Origin of the sequence: Xanthomonas sp. NCPPB 1325 (assembly GCF_041477645.2) — a bacterium.
Classification (GTDB): domain Bacteria; phylum Pseudomonadota; class Gammaproteobacteria; order Xanthomonadales; family Xanthomonadaceae; genus Xanthomonas; species Xanthomonas cannabis.
Genome location: NZ_CM192985.1, coordinates 4,824,787 through 4,839,784 on the forward strand (window position 1 = coordinate 4,824,787; position 14,998 = coordinate 4,839,784).

16 protein-coding genes and 1 pseudogene are annotated in these 14,998 nt (G+C 65.2%); 9 read left to right on the forward strand and 8 right to left on the reverse strand.

The annotated features are described in order from the left end of the window. Positions 1 to 31: 31 nt before the first annotated feature. Positions 32 to 583: a YdeI/OmpD-associated family protein gene (locus tag ACCQ10_RS20385; protein ID WP_372361741.1), complete on the reverse strand. Its 552-nt coding sequence runs from the start codon at positions 581 to 583 to the stop codon at positions 32 to 34. A gap of 283 nt (positions 584 to 866) precedes the next feature. Between ACCQ10_RS20385 and ACCQ10_RS20390 the strand changes: the two genes are divergently transcribed. After that, positions 867 to 2,132 (forward strand): phospholipase D-like domain-containing protein, encoded by a 1,266-nt coding sequence (locus ACCQ10_RS20390; RefSeq protein WP_047695578.1) that lies wholly within the window; start codon positions 867 to 869, stop codon positions 2,130 to 2,132. 32 nt (positions 2,133 to 2,164) lie between these two features. On the opposite strand, the gene ACCQ10_RS20395 is transcribed toward ACCQ10_RS20390, so the two are convergent. Further along, the gene (locus ACCQ10_RS20395; protein ID WP_372361742.1) at positions 2,165 to 2,689 is read right to left on the reverse strand and encodes a CcdC protein domain-containing protein; all 525 of its coding nucleotides are present in this window, start codon (positions 2,687 to 2,689) and stop codon (positions 2,165 to 2,167) included. 275 nt (positions 2,690 to 2,964) lie between these two features. Between ACCQ10_RS20395 and ACCQ10_RS20400 the strand changes: the two genes are divergently transcribed. Beyond that, positions 2,965 to 3,171 (forward strand): hypothetical protein, encoded by a 207-nt coding sequence (locus ACCQ10_RS20400; protein ID WP_104581773.1) that lies wholly within the window; start codon positions 2,965 to 2,967, stop codon positions 3,169 to 3,171. Next, complete coding sequence (locus ACCQ10_RS20405) at positions 3,158 to 4,270, forward strand: type II toxin-antitoxin system RelE/ParE family toxin (RefSeq protein WP_372361743.1); 1,113 nt, start codon at positions 3,158 to 3,160, stop codon at positions 4,268 to 4,270. The genes ACCQ10_RS20400 and ACCQ10_RS20405 overlap by 14 nt, the downstream gene beginning before the upstream one ends. Positions 4,271 to 4,557: 287 nt before the next feature. Here the strand turns inward: ACCQ10_RS20405 and ACCQ10_RS20410 are convergent, their stop codons facing one another. Further along, entirely contained in the window at positions 4,558 to 5,118 is a 561-nt protein-coding gene (locus ACCQ10_RS20410) for a hypothetical protein (RefSeq protein ID WP_372361744.1), read from the reverse strand. 595 nt (positions 5,119 to 5,713) lie between these two features. On the opposite strand from ACCQ10_RS20410, the gene ACCQ10_RS20415 reads away from it, so the two are divergent. Together ACCQ10_RS20415 and ACCQ10_RS20420 are read left to right on the forward strand one after the other, a co-directional pair. Beyond that, entirely contained in the window at positions 5,714 to 6,169 is a 456-nt protein-coding gene (locus tag ACCQ10_RS20415; RefSeq protein WP_372361745.1) for a DUF6393 family protein, read from the forward strand. A 16-nt stretch (positions 6,170 to 6,185) separates the two neighbouring features. Continuing rightward, the gene (locus ACCQ10_RS20420; RefSeq protein ID WP_372361746.1) at positions 6,186 to 7,118 is read left to right on the forward strand and encodes an XVIPCD domain-containing protein; all 933 of its coding nucleotides are present in this window, start codon (positions 6,186 to 6,188) and stop codon (positions 7,116 to 7,118) included. A gap of 71 nt (positions 7,119 to 7,189) precedes the next feature. Here the strand turns inward: ACCQ10_RS20420 and ACCQ10_RS20425 are convergent, their stop codons facing one another. Further along, complete coding sequence (locus ACCQ10_RS20425) at positions 7,190 to 7,441, reverse strand: helix-turn-helix domain-containing protein (protein ID WP_372361747.1); 252 nt, start codon at positions 7,439 to 7,441, stop codon at positions 7,190 to 7,192. Positions 7,442 to 7,765: 324 nt separating this feature from the next. On the opposite strand from ACCQ10_RS20425, the gene ACCQ10_RS20430 reads away from it, so the two are divergent. Beyond that, positions 7,766 to 9,406, forward strand: a complete 1,641-nt coding sequence (locus ACCQ10_RS20430; protein WP_372361748.1) for an alpha/beta hydrolase — start codon at positions 7,766 to 7,768, stop codon at positions 9,404 to 9,406. A gap of 80 nt (positions 9,407 to 9,486) precedes the next feature. Here the strand turns inward: ACCQ10_RS20430 and ACCQ10_RS20435 are convergent, their stop codons facing one another. After that, complete coding sequence (locus ACCQ10_RS20435) at positions 9,487 to 9,888, reverse strand: antitoxin Xre/MbcA/ParS toxin-binding domain-containing protein (protein WP_065033331.1); 402 nt, start codon at positions 9,886 to 9,888, stop codon at positions 9,487 to 9,489. A gap of 302 nt (positions 9,889 to 10,190) precedes the next feature. Between ACCQ10_RS20435 and ACCQ10_RS20440 the strand changes: the two genes are divergently transcribed. Continuing rightward, positions 10,191 to 10,646, forward strand: a complete 456-nt coding sequence (locus tag ACCQ10_RS20440; protein ID WP_024939627.1) for a hypothetical protein — start codon at positions 10,191 to 10,193, stop codon at positions 10,644 to 10,646. A 19-nt stretch (positions 10,647 to 10,665) separates the two neighbouring features. Next, a complete protein-coding gene (locus tag ACCQ10_RS20445; RefSeq protein WP_372361749.1) occupies positions 10,666 to 11,067 on the forward strand; it encodes a hypothetical protein in 402 nt (133 codons plus the stop codon). A 57-nt stretch (positions 11,068 to 11,124) separates the two neighbouring features. Here the strand turns inward: ACCQ10_RS20445 and ACCQ10_RS20450 are convergent. From ACCQ10_RS20450 to ACCQ10_RS20460, 3 genes and pseudogenes are all read right to left on the reverse strand, one after another. Next, positions 11,125 to 11,824, reverse strand: a pseudogene (locus tag ACCQ10_RS20450) (DUF2306 domain-containing protein). Positions 11,825 to 11,939: 115 nt separating this feature from the next. Beyond that, the gene (locus ACCQ10_RS20455) at positions 11,940 to 12,269 is read right to left on the reverse strand and encodes a hypothetical protein (protein WP_372361750.1); all 330 of its coding nucleotides are present in this window, start codon (positions 12,267 to 12,269) and stop codon (positions 11,940 to 11,942) included. Between the two features lie 117 nt (positions 12,270 to 12,386). Then, entirely contained in the window at positions 12,387 to 13,283 is an 897-nt protein-coding gene (locus ACCQ10_RS20460) for a pseudouridine synthase (protein ID WP_372361751.1), read from the reverse strand. A gap of 175 nt (positions 13,284 to 13,458) precedes the next feature. On the opposite strand from ACCQ10_RS20460, the gene ACCQ10_RS20465 reads away from it, so the two are divergent. Then, positions 13,459 to 14,850, forward strand: coding sequence for an alpha/beta fold hydrolase (locus ACCQ10_RS20465; RefSeq protein ID WP_184551207.1), 1,392 nt, complete (start codon positions 13,459 to 13,461; stop codon positions 14,848 to 14,850). The last annotated feature ends 148 nt before the right edge of the window (positions 14,851 to 14,998 follow it).

The following is a 14,998-nucleotide window of genomic DNA, read 5'->3' on the forward strand; positions in this document are numbered from 1 at the left end:
CAGCGGCACAGTACACGCCAGGCCGCTCGCTTCAGTCCGCTTTCGGGGTCGGCGCTGCAAGCGATTTGCTGTACATCCCGGAGCGATCGAAGCAGCACGCACGCCGCTTGCCGGCCGCGAGCATGTCGCAAGCGGTGGCGACGCGCCTGACCCGCGTGTCGGCCTTCTTGCCCGAAACGATCCAGAAGATCCAGTCGCGCCGCGCCACCGCGGTGATGTCATCCCAGGTCGCACGCGCGGCCGGATGCGCGGCCAGTGCGGCGTGCAGATCGTCCGGCACGACCGGCTCGGGTTCCACATCCACCGGCGCGATCTCCAGTGCCACCGTCTGCCCGGCCGCAACGCCCGCCGCCTGCTGCAGCGCGCGATCAACCCTGAGCCAATGCCCACCCTGCCCGTCCGGCTGCAGGGTCGCCTGCAAGCGCTGCCCGGCCAGGGTGCCCGCCACCGTCACCATGCTGCGCGTGGGCAGCCTGTCGCTGGCCGCCGCAGGCAGCACCAGAAACAGCCAGGACGCACCTGCAGGCGCCGCCGGTGCCCGCAACGTCGCCTTGCAGCGGATGGTGGCAACGGCGTTGACCATGCTGCGGACCATAGCACCGCAAGATCGCCACACGCAGCGCTGCAGGACCGACCACATGCAGCGCGACGCGGCGGCCTTGTCGAGGTCGCATGTCGTGCAGGTGCGTGCCTTGCCCCTACGATTGAGTGCGGCACAGCGGTCGCAACGCGCCGCGTTTTACGCCAGCGCGATGCGCGTGGTCTTCCTCATCCATGCCCGCGCCCTTCACGCCCCCCATGCCGTTCGCCTTGCCAGAATGCCGGCCGCTTGTGGCCGCAATGGCAGGGGAACCGGAGTTGGATGCATGACATGGATCATCGTGGCCACGGTCGTCATCACCTTGGTGATGGGGCTGCTGGCGCTCAACTTCGCCACGCCTGAGAAAAAGCTCCAGCACATCCCCGGCCATTGCTATGACGTGTCCGACCCGCAGTTCAAGCGCGAGATGTCGGTGTTGCTGGGGCCGGCGATCCTGCCAGGCAACAAGATCGATGTGCTGCAGAACGGGCGCGAGATCTTTCCGGCGATGCTGGCCGCCATCCGCGGCGCGCAGCACACCATCACCTTCGAGACCTATATCTACTGGTCGGGCGAGATCGGTCGTGAGTTCAGCGAGGCGCTGTCCGCGCGCGCGCGCGCCGGGGTCAAGGTGCGCGTCACCATCGACTGGGGCGGCAGCTTGAAGATGGACCCGTCGCTGGTGGAGGAGATGACCGAGGCCGGCGTGGAGGTGCATCGCTACCGTCCGCTGACCTGGTACAACCTGCATCGCGTCAACAACCGCACGCATCGCAAATTGCTGGTGATCGACGGCCGTCTCGGCTTCACCGGTGGCGTGGGCGTCGCCGACCAGTGGATGGGCGATGCGCAGGACCCGGACCACTGGCGCGACTCGCACTACCGGATCGAAGGGCCGGTGGTGGCGCAGGTGCAGGCGGCCTTCAACGACAACTGGATCAAGAGCACCGGCCGCGTGCTCAACGGCGCCGAGTATTACCCTGAGCTGGCACCGGCCGGCGACAGCGATGCGCAGCTGTTCGTGGCCTCGCCCGCCGGCGGCAGCGAGAGCATGCACCTGATGTACCTGATCGCCATTGCCGCGGCGCGCACGTCCATCGATCTGGCTGCGGCGTATTTCGTGCCCGATGCGTTGATCACCCGCTCGCTGCTGGAAGCGCGCAGCCGCGGCGTCAACATCCGCGTGCTGTTGCCCGGCAAGCATATCGATGCGATCTCGGTGCGGCTGGCCTCCAAGGCCAGCTGGGAGCCGCTGCTGCAGGCCGGCATCGCCATCCACGAATACACGCCCACCATGCTGCACACCAAGCTGCTGATCATCGACGGCCTGCTGGTGTCGGTGGGCTCCACCAACTTCGACATCCGCTCGTTCCGCCTCAACGACGAGGCCAGTCTGAACGTCTACGACCGCACCCTGGCCGCGCGCATGACCGAGGTGTTCGAGGCCGACCTGCAACGCGCCGAGCGCTACACGCTGGAGCGGTGGCGCGCACGCCCACTGCGGCAGAAGCTGGGCGAGAAGCTGGTGTTCCCGTTCCGCTCGCAGGTGTAGTGCGCACGGCGTCCGCTGTCAGCAACACCGCCTCACAGCGGCGCGGTAGTTCCGGCCTGCAGACGCAGCTGGCGCAGGCGCCACCACACCCCGCCCACGTGGACCAGCGAATACAGCACCAGCGCCGCGGCGATGCCCAGGGTCAGCGCGCTGGCCTGCGAACCGGCCACCGTCGCGCCCTGGCTGAAGGCGCCCGAGGCCCAACGCCAGGCCAGCCGGCCCAGCAACACCAGCATCAAGGCAGCGCCGATCCAGGGATTGGGCGTATACCAGCCGCGCCCGTCCACCCACTCGGCATGCGTATAGCGCAGCGACAGCGTACCCAGCCCCATGCCCACCAACGTGCCCACGGCAATGCCGGCCCGCACCTGCGGCAAGCCGTAGACCGCATACGCCAGCGCCGCGGCCGCGATGATCAGCACCACGCTGCGCACTGCCGTGCTCGCCGGCTTCCACTGCTGGCGGCCAAAGCTGCGCCGGATGCGCCGGTAGTAGAGGTAGCCAATGGCGGCCATCGAGAAATACGGCGTCAGCGGTGCGATGGCAGCGGCGGGCATGGCGGTTCCTTTGCGGGTGGGTTGAAGCGACCGACGCAGAATGAAACCAGCCAACGGCGCGAACAAGGTGCCAAGTGTCACTTTCTGCAGGCGGCGGCGTGGCGGCCCGTCGCCGGCAAGCCGCCGTCTGGCAGGGCGGTGCGCACGTAGAACCACCGCAGCGGGTGCGTTCCCGCCCCGGCCGGTGAACGCCGCAAACGCGCGCCGGCGGTTGCCACACGCGAACCGGAGCGGCACAGGTAGACTTGCGCGCAGTGTTCCCCCACCGCAGTGCCATGTCCGCCATCAAGCAAGACGCCCACACGCTGATCGACACGCTGCCCGACACGGCCGGCTGGGACGACGTGGTCCGCATCGTGGGCGATGCCAGCTTCCAGGCTGCGGTGCAGGACGGCATTGCCGCCGCAGAGCAGGGCGCGTTTGCCGCACCGGCGCAGGTCGGCGCACTGTTCGCCAGGTGGGGCGTTGATGTTACGGCGTGACTGGACCGTCCCGGCCGCCAAGCAGCTTGCCCACGCCCAGGATCACTACCACGCGCTCAACCCGGCCGCGGCCGCCGCGATGGGCCGGCAGGTGCTGGAAGCCACCCGCACGCTGGCCGAGCAGCCCGGCCGTGGCCGTGCCGGCCGGGTGCCCGGCACTCGCGAGTGGGTGGTCAGGCAAACCCCGTACGTGCTGGTGTACCGCGTGCGCGACGATGCGCTGCAACTGCTGCATGTCCACCTCGACGCCAGCGACTGGCTGCCGCGCACCGAGCCGCTGATCGAACGCATCGAGCCGTGGATCGCCGCGCTGATCAGCGCGCTGCTGCACGTGCTGATGACGCTGATCCTGCTGTCGGCCTCCACCCCCACCGTCACCCCGCCGCAGGGCTCGCCCAGCGGTGGCCGCACCAAGGTGGACTTTGTCGGCGACACCAGCCAGCCGCAGCAACCCACGCCCTCGCCCACTCCCACGCCGCCGTCGCAGACCCCGGCCCCGGTGCAACCGCCGCCGGCCGCCTCGCCGGTGCAGTCCACCCTGGTCCAGAAGGCCAGGAACCCGGTGCCGCCGGCGGGCAACACCCGCCGTGGCAGCCTGACCGAGCAGCGCCAGACCCGCCCCGTGCAGCGCCCCACCCCGCCACAAACGCCTGCCGAACCGTCGTCGCCGCCGCAGCGTCGCCCCGAGACCTGGACCGGACGCCCACCAGGCATGCTCGACGAACCCGCCGATGCCGCCGAAGACGGCACCGCCTACACGCCCACCATCAGCGAAGGCCGCCGCCGCGACCGCAACAACGCCCAGCCCAGCCTGGATATCGGTGGCTTCCAGGTCTATTACGACGTGCGCAGCGAAACCCAGCTGCGGGTGTGGAAGGAACAGGGCATGCAGGAAATCGCCATCATCCTGCCCGGCACCCAGCAGCGCATGGTCTGCCCGCTGGAGGTCGCCCTCAAACGCGGATCCAGCAAATGCCGCCTGCTGCCACCGGACTCGCCGGAACTGAAGACCATCGGCGACGCCCGCGAGGTCATCAACATGATGGAGGTCTACAAGCAGGGCGAACCGGTGTGGCGCGGGCCGGGGCCGTATCGGTGAGTGGTGGGGCCAGGTTGGGCCCGGATGTCACTGGGCTCACGCTTGGGCGTGCCGACGCCTACATCGCTGCGACAGCGGCCGCGCATGGATTGGCCGTTGCCACTCGCGACACTGCCCCGTTTGAGGCGATGGCGTTGGAGGTCATTCACCCGTGGAATTGAGCTGGAGCGCGCGGTGATAGACCGGCATCTCGGCGCCGATTTCTGACGCACTGTTTTTGAAAACAGCAACCGAACGAGCCGAAGATGTCTTCAGCCCGTTCGTCAATTAGCCGGCGGTTGCAGCCATCACTTCCCCTGGTCTTTGCCGAGCTTTGTACCCAGTGCCCCCTTGAACGGCGCCGGATTGCTGGTGACCAGGCAGTTGTAGGCTTTGTCGCTGTTGAGCACCAGCACGGACGACTGCGGCCCCTTGAAATCCAGCCCTACCGAGAACAGCACATACGTGTTGGGCAGCGCGCTCGGTCGAAATGCCCCGAAGGCATACTCGCCAGACAGGCCCAACGGCGACAGCGGCACCGTGAGCACCAGTGGCTGCGTGGCAACCGGAGAGGGCAGCGAGGAAGAAGCAGACATGATCTTGGACTGCACGTCGATGGAGTACTTGGTGGTGACCGTCATCCCCAGATACTTGGAATCTGGTGCCGACACCTGCTTGCGACAGGCCGCAATATCTTCCGGCTTCTGATCCTGCTGGCCCGTCTGCAGCGTGGCAAAGACATGGGTCAGCGTGACCTTGTCCGCTCCGGTGACCGGCGCTGCAATGGCAGCGTCCATGCACAGCGCGGCGGCGAAGAGCGAAAGACCACATGCCGCAAACGCACCGCGATAACTGGTTTTACGTTTCATTTCGATCACTCCTTGGTCTGCGATGCAAGGTGCCGGCAGCGGCTCTTGCGCGGCTGCCGCTTGCGTCTTGAATGGAAGTCGCAACGGCACCTGTGCATAACGCCAAGCGGCAGATGATCGATTGCGTACGATGACACCATGCGCGTGTGTGGGAGCACCACACCTACGCCAACCAGCTGGCCACGCCGCTGGTGTGTGCATGGTTGAAGACCAACGCCTCGCAAACCCGGCAAATCGTCTCAACTACGTCGTTGCGTGATGCAGCTCGGATTTCGGAAGCAACCACAGCGATGTTGATCGACCTAGACGTAAATCAGTTGAAAGAGCGATGCACAGAGCCTTGATGGAAAGTCGGAATCTTCAGTATCACTACTAATATCTGTTCGTTTATCGAAGGGAACGGATCACAGCCGACATCCAAATGCACACATTGGATGTGGCGCAAATCATTTCGGTAGAGCTCCTGTCGATCAAGCTCACCTATTCATCAGCCACAATGAGCTTGTAGTAGTCTGGTATCGCTCGAATGGCTGGAATATCAGATGGTCTAGCCGGTCTGAAAAGCGTAAAATTTCATGGTCAGTCGATTCAAGTAATGCTTCAGGAGATCGCCATGCCGCGCATCGTGCCAACCGGTTGGGCTGCAACTCTCGCACTTGCCGGGCTTGCGGTGCTCCCGCTTTCGTCCTGCGCTAATGCAGATACCGCGCGCACCGCTTCAACACAGGAAGACACCATGACATCAGGAGCCAGCCCAATGCTTGACGAGATTTATGCATCCAAAAAGCCTGTTCGATTCGAACAAATCGATGTAAGCAGCATCGTTACAAAGTACATCCCGCTGGGGACGACGAAGGTGGCAGTGCTGGAAACGTTTGGCAAATCTCCAACGTCAACGATTGTTGAAGACACCGCGGGCAAGGTAGTCGTCAGGGACAACAAGGGACAGGCGATGCTGGACCCCGATGCACGTTCCATCGTGATGACCTTTTCTCTCGATGGAGACGGCAAGGTGGCACACATTGATGCCGTCCACATCAAGAATCAATAAGACAACGGAGACCGTCATGGACGAGAAGATCGAAGTTGGGTACCGCAACATCGGGTCTGCGCTGGGCAAGGAATATCACCACAAATTTCTCCTCTACACCGACAAAGAAGGCAATCAACACACCATCAGCGGTTGGACCGGCGATGAGCAAGCTGGATTGCCCTATGGGCGCATGCACATCGAGACAAACCTGCCCTATAACCGGGCCAACCCCGACCATCGGGACAATCCGAATGCGGTTGGACAAAAGCAATATCGCGAAGAGATCACGCATGGCACGGACTTGTCAGAAACGTGGGCGCGCATGGTCGCCAATGCCAAGAGCAAGGATGACAGGTATCCCTACGATCCCCAGTTGCAAAACTCCAACACACTGGCCGACAGCGTTCTGCGGGATGTGCGCCTGCCTGAGCCAAAGAACGATGGCGTTTTCGGTCATTGGGCCCCCGCATCGGGACGACAGCTCGACGAATCAATCCAGCCCTCGGTGCCAGGACTAGGTAACTCGGGACGTACTTTCAGTGCAGGTGCGTCGGCTAACGATCCGCATCCAGAAGCGCGGCTACGCGATGATCCATTGTTCAAGCAAGCCTTGGCTGGGCTCGACAAGCTCGGCCCGGATGCCGGCGTGTATACCAACCAGCAAGACAAGGAACGCATCGCCGGCGCTTTGGCCGTCCAGGCCAAACTTAATCAACCGCCTCTGCCGGAGATACAGGAAATCATTCCCAGTCGAGCAAACGGCAATGTTTTCGCGACGTACAAGAATCCTGGAAATGACATGGACGTGCTGCGCACGCATGTGGACAAGGCCGAAGCAGTCAAGCAGCCCTTGGCCGAGAATCTGCAGAAACTCGAAGTTGCCAATCAGCAAACTGTGCAGGCGTCTACCCAGGAGGCGTCACACGCGGTGGATCAACCCAGTCATGGTGCGCATGTAATGCGATGAGCCAGCAATTAGGAATGTAGTCGTGTCGCCCTGCTCCCACAGCTCTAGGCTGCGTAGCGCATCGGCGGTGTTCATTCGACGTGCTTGGCTACCGGCGCCGGCAGTTCCACCGGCAGGTCCAGCTGGACCTGGATGCCTAATTGCCGCAGCAGTTCGAACACCCGGCCCAGTTGCACGGTGTCCTTGCCGCGCTCGAGATTGCCCAGCACGACATGGCTGGTCCCCGCCAGCGCAGCCAGGTCGTCCTGACGTAGACCTTGTGCCTTGCGCACCGCGCGGACATAGGCGCCGATGTCGGATGCCTGGTCGATTGGGACGCGCATAGTGAATGACCGAATCTAAAGCGGACTTTAGATTACCTCTGCAATTTGACGGCAACAAGTAAAAACTAAAGCAGGCGTTAGATTGGGCATTTGTCAGCTGCAGGCCAGGCCAAACCTAACTCTCACTTTAGTTTCATTGCTTGAGCAGTCGCTGCTGCGAAGGGAAAACGAGCCCACGCGCTGCCCGGCGGAGCTCCAACGGTACATGGCTCGGCTACGGAGACCAGATCTCGCACCTTGCAGCACGCGACCAACCGGAACTGGCTACAGTCTGCTCAGGGCCGTGCGCGCCCACTCCATCCACCTGGGTTTCAAAGGATCTGCATGTCCCTACATCGTCTTGCTCCGCGTGTGGGCCTGGCCGTTGGCCTGCTGTGCGCCAGCACCGCGCATGCCGCCGCGCCTGCGCCGGCCCATCGCTTGCTGCGTGTCACCCTGGGCGGTGCCGCCGACCAGCCCACTTCCGGCCGGCTGCTGGTGTTCGCCACGCTGGCCAAGGATGCCGAGGCCCAGGCCCAGCAGTCCAGCAAGGACGGCAAGGACGGCAAGGACGGCAAGGTGGAAGCGGTGGATACCAACCCGTTCCGCCCCAGCGCCACGGCTGTGGCCGCGCAGGAGGTGACCGGCCTTGCGCCAGGCGGCAGCGTGCAGATCGATCTGGACAACATCGCCTTTCCCAGCGGGTTTTCCGCACTGCCGGCTGGCGAGTATCTGTTTCAGGCCGTGCTGGATCCGAACCACAGCTACGGCTACATGGGCCGCGATGGCGGCGACCTGCTGAGCGCCGTCACGCCGGTCACCCTGGGCGGCAAGAATGCCGCGCTGCCCGCGCTGACGCTGAGCACGCAGGTGCCGGCCTCGGACGACCCGTGGCAGGTCTCGCCGCGTGCGCCGCAGGCCGTGCGCGATGCCGTGCCCGAGGCCAAGCTGCATAGCGCCGATGCGTCGCTGGTCAGCCCCGCGCTGAGCGCATTCTGGGGCCGGCCGGTTTCCCTGCGCGCGCGCGTGCTCACCCCGCCCGGCTACGACGCCAAGGCCGCCACGCGCTATCCCACCGTGTATGTCACCCATGGCTTCGGCGGCAACTACAACCGCTTTGCCGGCAGCATCGCGTCCACCTGGGCCGCGATGGCCGCCAAGCAGATGCCGCCGATGATTTGGGTGTTCCTGGACCAATCCACGCCCACCGGCACTCACGAGTTTGCCGACTCGGTCAACAACGGCCCCTGGGGCACCGCACTGACCGAAGAGCTGATCCCCGCGCTGGAACGCCAGTACAAGATGGACGGCAAGGCCAAGGGCCGGTTCTTGAACGGGCATTCGTCCGGTGGCTGGGCCACGCTGTGGCTGCAGACGCGCTACCCCAAGCTGTTCGGCGGTACCTGGTCCACCTCGCCCGATTCCAGCGACTTCCATGACTTCACCGGGCCGGATCTGTACGCGCCCAACGCCAATGTCTACCGCCGCGCGGACGGCAGCCAGTTCCCGCTGATCCGCGACCAGGGCAAGGTGGTGGCCGATCTGGAAACCTTCGCCAAGCTCGAAGCGGTGCTGGGCCAGCACGGCGGCCAGTTCACCTCGTTCGACTGGGTGTTCTCCCCACGCGGGCCCGACGGCCGCCCGCTGCCGATGTTCGACCGCACCACCGGCAAGGTCGATCCCACCGTGGTGGCGTACTGGCGCGACCATTACGACATCGCCGCACGGGTGGCGGCGCAGTGGCCCACGCTCAAGCCGGATCTGGACGGCAAGATCCACCTGATCGTCGGCACCGCCGACACGTTTTACCTGGATGGGGCCGCGCGCAAGTTCCAGGCCGTGCTGGACGGCCTGGGCGCAAAAAGCGACTTCCGCTACCTGGAAGGCCGCACCCACTTCGACCTGTACAAGGAGGGCGAGGACAGCAACGCCTTGATGAAGAAGATTGCCTGGGAGATGTACGCCGTGGCGCGACCCAAACAGTAACGCGCCGGCGCACCGCCGGCACTGCCGATCGGCGTGCCGGCCACCGGCACGCCAGGGCGCGGTCTCACCGGCCCCGATGCTCAGGCCGAGCGCTTGGGCAATTCCCACTCCAGCTGCTGCCTGAGCACCAGCAGCAGCACCTTCAGGCTGCCGCTGCGGACCAGCGCGGCCGGCGTCTGCCCGTCCAGCGCGTTCATGGGCTTGCGGAACCAGCCGATCAGCGCCTCGTTGTTGCCGCCGTTCAAGGCCCAGGCGTGGCAGACGATCTCGCCCAGGTTCTCGATGCCGGTGCTGCCCAGCAGCTTGAGGTGCTCCGGCGTGAAGGCGAACAGCGACAGCACCAGCTCGGCGTCGGCGGCCTTGCCGTGGTCGACCGCCATCTGCTGGCTGTGCGCGGTGTTGTAGGCCGCCCCGTGCGCGCGGAAGTCTTCGGCACGCCGCATGCCGGTGAGCAGTGATGCAATGAGGTCGGCGCGTTCCATAAAGCAGTCCAACGGTGTGATAGCGCGCACGCTATCCGCGTCGCCGCCACTGCTCAATCAGGAGTCTCCTGACAGCGGCGATGGGCGTCAGCGGCCGTTGCATTACGCGCCGGCCGGCCCGTGCGCGGTTGGCGGGCCGGCGGTGGCTTCGGTGGCCGAGTCCCGCTTGCGCGCTCGCCTGGAAGCGGCGCCAACCATTGGCAGCGCTTAACGCGGGGATTGCTAGCATCCGGGCGCGTCACTGGCAGCAGCCCGACTGCAGGGCTGCCGTATTGGAGTGTCATCTCATGAGGAGTTGTCAGATGCCCTGGAAATCCGCCCTCGCCGTGCTTGCCCTGTCCACCGCCGCGCTGCCGGCGCTGGCCCAGTCCGACCGCCAGGTGGTCGAGGACATGCTCACCCGCTCGGCCAATGTCTGCCCCGGCCACAGCACCGACCGCACCGCGCCCACCGTCAAGGCCGTGCCCGTGGGCGCGCTGCGGGTGATGCTGGAACGCGGCCTGGTCATGTGCCCCGACCGCCGCCTGGATGCCGCCGCACCGGCGGTGTTCTACGGCCGCCTGGGCGTGTTCGCCTGGAACCCGGAAGTGCCCGCCGGCAAGACGGTGATCGTCAAGCAGATCGACACCATGACCCGCAACGAGGAATACCCCGCCGAGACGCTGGTGTGGGATGCGAAGGGCACCGCGCTCAAGCAGCAGACCGTGCCGATGTTCGAGCCCAAGCCGGGTGCGGCGGTGTTGTACAAGGTGCGTTGAGCGCAGGCACACGCCACCGATGCGCGACCCATTGCAACCAAACACCCTGCGCCCGCGCGATCGCGCAAGGCGACGCAGGCGCAGGGTGTGGCTAGGCATCGGTATCGTCCTGCTGCTGGTCGCACTGGGCGGCTACCGCTGCACGGCAAGCCCGGCCGAGCAACGGCAGCAGACGTACTGGCGCGACAAAGCCGAGCGGGAACTGACACCAGGCATGTCGCAAACGCAGGTACTGGCCTGGGCGGAACGCAATGCGCTGCGCACCGCCATGGGCATGGGCCTCACGCTCATGGCCGCCCCCGTGCGAACGCGGTGGCCGCATTTTCCCTGCGCAACCACGTTCACCATGATTTCGCTGACGTTCGATGCGCAGGGAACGCTGGTTTCCTTCCGAGTCGGTCGAGGGGGCACCTGTCTGTAGAGCGGCAGTTGCCGCCTGGTCCACGACGCGTGCTGCATTGGCTGGTTGCGCTGCGTGTCAGGCCTCAGCGAGCGTCGATTCCGACGCCGGCACCCGCCGGGGCTGCGGACAGCCGCACGTGCCGGCGCGCTGCGTTGGCGATGGCGCTCCCCACCTTGTGGATCAGCAGCGGCACCGCCCAACTGGCCCATAACAGCGCCGCGATCGTATCGGGCGATGGCGCCACCCCGGCCCCGACCGCTGCGTAGAGCACCACACGGAACACGACCGGCGCCAAGGTCACCAGATACGCCCGCACCATCCAGCGTCGGTGCCGGCCAACCCGCCCGCGACGGATGGCCACCAGGCCCACGGACGCCACCACCAGCCACGCCGCTTCCGTCGCTGCGAAGGCCACGCGGATCGCCATCGGCGCAGGCGAGGTGGCGATCAAGCCGGTGGCGCCAAGCATCGCCACCAACATGCCAACGAAATACGCACGCCCAACCCAGCGGTGCACCCACGCGTGCCTGCGCCAGCCTTGCGTGGCGAACTGCAGCGTGCCCAGGGCTATGCCGACGGCACCGCCACCCAGGTGGCACCACAGCCAGCCGCGCCGGGTCAGGAACATGGCGTATGCCGGCGACTCCAGCGCGGCGTACTTCAGGTACACGTGGCGCACGAACTCGGCCGCGAACGCGGCCAGCGCAAGCCACAACAACGCCCACGCCACACGGGCAAACGGCCTGCTACCTGCTAACTCGACACCTTCGCGCATCGGATCGACCCGCATGCCCCGCTCCTTCGGCCAGCCTGCTCTCGGCAGCGGAACGCTAGCATGGACCTGCAGCAGGAGCGTGGGCGCGATCGTAGGTGCGGCGCGGGGGGAAGATTTACGCCTGGCGCTGCATTGCGTGCGACACCGGATCAACACCGTCGCTACCGAGCCGCTGCTCGTAGATCTCGTCGACCACGCTGCGTACCGCGCGGGCGGCATTGAAGATGCTCTCGCCCAGAACCGACAGACTGGTGGCATCCAGCGGCTTGCCACTGCACACCGCCACCATGTCGCTCTGCGCAGTGATCGTGCGCAGCAGCGAATGGAACTGGTCGATCTGCTGCAGGGTGACGCCGAAGGTGAAGGGCTCTGCGTGCGTTTGTATTTTGGCCGCTGGCCGCACGCGCTGCCGAGTATTGGTTGTAAGGGCTCTCGAAGTGGTCATGCCGTCTGTCCTCGACGTGAGCGGACGGGATGTCCGCACAGCCACCGTAGCGCGCTTTTTCGGATATCTGAAAACCAGATATTTCGCCTGATTTTTTACGCAGCGCAGGTTTGCGTCTCAAGCCAATTTTGTCGGTTCGATCGTCGCGGTGAAGCGCCGAGGCTCACCAGTGATCGGGTCATCGAATGCCAACGTGTGCGCGAACAACTGCAGTGGCCGCTCCGGATCATCGGGCCGCTGATCTTCCAGCTCTGGATAGAAGCGGTCATGCAGGATCGGCGCGCCCAGCGCGGCCATATGCACGCGCAACTGGTGCTTACGCCCGGTGACCGGCTCCAATCGATACGTCCACGTGTCTGCACCACGCGCGACCACATCGATCACCGTCTCGCTGTTCGGCTCGCCCACGCCCTCGCGCATGCGGAAGAACGGCTCGCCCGGCTCCAGCCGGCTGCGATGCACATACGGAAACGTCAGCCCCGGCAGCGGTAGTGCAAGTGCCAAGTAATGCTTGCGAATTCGCAGCTCGCGGAACAGCGCCTGATAGATCCCGCGTGTTGCAGGATTCGCCGAGAACAACACCAGTCCGGCAGTGTCACGATCGATGCGGTGCAGTGGCACCAACGCTGGGTTATCGAAATGCCGCACCAGCCGCGTGAGCAACGTCTCGCGCACATACACGCCTGCGGGCACCACCGGCAGAAAGTGCGGCTTGCACGCCACCACCACGTGCGCGTCGGCATGCACCACGGTTTCCGCCGCCGCGATGACGGGCTCATCTGCCACTTCGCGGAAGTAATAGATCTCCGCACCCAATCGATACGGCGCCGACACATCCAGCACCTGCGCATTCGCGTCCAGCACACGCCCACGCGCGAAGCGGTCACGCCACGTGGCCGCATCCACACTCGGGAAACATGCGCATAGCGCCTCCAATACCGTGGCCCAGCTTCCCATTGGTAGCTGGAACTGGCTGGCGGCCGTGCCATCGAGGATCGGGCGTGTTGAAACCATGGCGACAGCGATGCGCGCTCAAACAGATGGGGTTGGATCGTACCGCGCGCGCGCTTGACTGTTGCACAATCTGCGCAGCGACATGCGCACCTGATCGGCGAAGAATGACTTTCGGGCGATACGCGCGACGCCGCGTTAGGCAATGCTGCGGCTCTTTGCCGAGAGATGGAACTCGATGCGTCGTCCTACGATCTACGCGGCCGTTGCCTGCCTTGCTGCATTCCTTGCACCGGTTGTCGCCGCGGCGCAGACGCCACCGCCATCATTCACCGCATGTGCCGACGCTGCGGCACACACACCATTGGTCGGTAGCGAATGCCTGATCACCGACGTGCCGCTGCGTCATGAAGCCGCGGATGCTGGCACGATCGAGCTATTCGTTCGCCGTTTTCCTACGCCGGACCAGAGCAAGCGACGCGGCGAAGTCTGGCTGATTGCGGGCGGGCCGGGCGAAGCCGGCGCATCGCTGTACCCGATGATCAGCACTTACCGGCGCGCCTTTCCCGGCTATGACCTGATCATTCCGGACCATCGCGGCACTGGGCGCTCGGCCCGCCTGTGCCCCGCGCAGGAAGCGCCGCAAAGCGCAGACGGCGTGGGCCTGGCCGGCGCCGAATGGGGCCCGTGCATCGGCGCGCTGTATGCAGATGCGCAAAGAACCAAGGCCTTCACCATCACCGAAGCGGCGCAAGATCTTGCACTGCTGATCCGCCAGCAACGACGCAAGGGCAAGGTGCTGCTATACGGCGTGTCCTATGGCACGCAGCTGGCACTACGCACCCTGCAAGTGGCGCCCGTGCCATTGGATGGGCTGGTGCTGGATGGCCTGGTGCCACCGGAAACTGCCGCGCAATGGGACTTGAGCCACCGCACCGCGGTGGTCGATGCGGTAGGCCGCGCGCTGTTGGACGACGCACACATCGCCACCTATCGCAGCGTGCTCGATCGCAGCGACAGCGCCGCATGGCGCACGCAAATCCCCGGCAAAGACCTCAAGCGCTTTCTCGGCATGCTGCTCAACTTCCCCACGCTGCGCGACCGGATCCCCGCGATCATCGACGGCCTTGCCCGTGACGACGCCACGTTGCTCACTGCCACTATCACCGATCTGCAGACATCACTTGCAGCCATGGGCCAAGGCGGCGACAACCAGCCCGCATTGCCGCTGGTCATGCTGATTGCCGCGTCCGAAAACAATGCGCGGCCAACCCTCACCCGCGAAACGGTCGCGACCGAAGCCAAGGACGCCCTGTTCGTCAGCCCCATCCCCGGCCTGCTGGTGGACGCCGGCCTGCCCACCTACCCGCGCGACGCCTGGTTCGGCCGCAGCCCCGCCACCCTGCCACGCACGCTGGTCATTCACGGCACGCTAGATCCCAACACCCCGTACGCCGGCGCGCAGGCGCATGCCGCGCTGCTGAAAGCCGCAGGCCTGGTGACCTTCAGCACCGTTGAGCGTGGCGCGCATCTGCTCGCGTTTGCAGCCCCTGCGTGTTTTGCGAGTGCGGTTGCTGAGTTTGTGGCGGACCGGAACGTTGCTGAGCGCTGTCGTGAGCCTGGGGAATGATGATGGGCTATAGAACTGCCATCTTATTGCTCAGTATTTAAAGCGCTCCCCGTCTGCGGCCTACGAAGATGCGCTGATAGCGACACAAGCAAACTCAAGCATTGGCACAACGGCGAGCTCTACCGCAACGGAGCACTTAATGCAGCGC

What these genes read in the sequence shown, in the direction of transcription:
- ACCQ10_RS20385 (WP_372361741.1), bottom strand. Translation starts at nt 583, where the DNA reads ATGGTCAACGCCGTTGCCACCATCCGCTGCAAGGCGACGTTGCGGGCA.
- ACCQ10_RS20390 (WP_047695578.1), top strand. Translation starts at nt 867, where the DNA reads ATGACATGGATCATCGTGGCCACGGTCGTCATCACCTTGGTGATGGGG.
- ACCQ10_RS20395 (WP_372361742.1), bottom strand. Translation starts at nt 2,689, where the DNA reads ATGCCCGCCGCTGCCATCGCACCGCTGACGCCGTATTTCTCGATGGCC.
- ACCQ10_RS20400 (WP_104581773.1), top strand. Translation starts at nt 2,965, where the DNA reads ATGTCCGCCATCAAGCAAGACGCCCACACGCTGATCGACACGCTGCCC.
- ACCQ10_RS20405 (WP_372361743.1), top strand. Translation starts at nt 3,158, where the DNA reads ATGTTACGGCGTGACTGGACCGTCCCGGCCGCCAAGCAGCTTGCCCAC.
- ACCQ10_RS20410 (WP_372361744.1), bottom strand. Translation starts at nt 5,118, where the DNA reads ATGAAACGTAAAACCAGTTATCGCGGTGCGTTTGCGGCATGTGGTCTT.
- ACCQ10_RS20415 (WP_372361745.1), top strand. Translation starts at nt 5,714, where the DNA reads ATGCTTCAGGAGATCGCCATGCCGCGCATCGTGCCAACCGGTTGGGCT.
- ACCQ10_RS20420 (WP_372361746.1), top strand. Translation starts at nt 6,186, where the DNA reads ATGGACGAGAAGATCGAAGTTGGGTACCGCAACATCGGGTCTGCGCTG.
- ACCQ10_RS20425 (WP_372361747.1), bottom strand. Translation starts at nt 7,441, where the DNA reads ATGCGCGTCCCAATCGACCAGGCATCCGACATCGGCGCCTATGTCCGC.
- ACCQ10_RS20430 (WP_372361748.1), top strand. Translation starts at nt 7,766, where the DNA reads ATGTCCCTACATCGTCTTGCTCCGCGTGTGGGCCTGGCCGTTGGCCTG.
- ACCQ10_RS20435 (WP_065033331.1), bottom strand. Translation starts at nt 9,888, where the DNA reads ATGGAACGCGCCGACCTCATTGCATCACTGCTCACCGGCATGCGGCGT.
- ACCQ10_RS20440 (WP_024939627.1), top strand. Translation starts at nt 10,191, where the DNA reads ATGCCCTGGAAATCCGCCCTCGCCGTGCTTGCCCTGTCCACCGCCGCG.
- ACCQ10_RS20445 (WP_372361749.1), top strand. Translation starts at nt 10,666, where the DNA reads ATGCGCGACCCATTGCAACCAAACACCCTGCGCCCGCGCGATCGCGCA.
- ACCQ10_RS20455 (WP_372361750.1), bottom strand. Translation starts at nt 12,269, where the DNA reads ATGACCACTTCGAGAGCCCTTACAACCAATACTCGGCAGCGCGTGCGG.
- ACCQ10_RS20460 (WP_372361751.1), bottom strand. Translation starts at nt 13,283, where the DNA reads ATGGTTTCAACACGCCCGATCCTCGATGGCACGGCCGCCAGCCAGTTC.
- ACCQ10_RS20465 (WP_184551207.1), top strand. Translation starts at nt 13,459, where the DNA reads ATGCGTCGTCCTACGATCTACGCGGCCGTTGCCTGCCTTGCTGCATTC.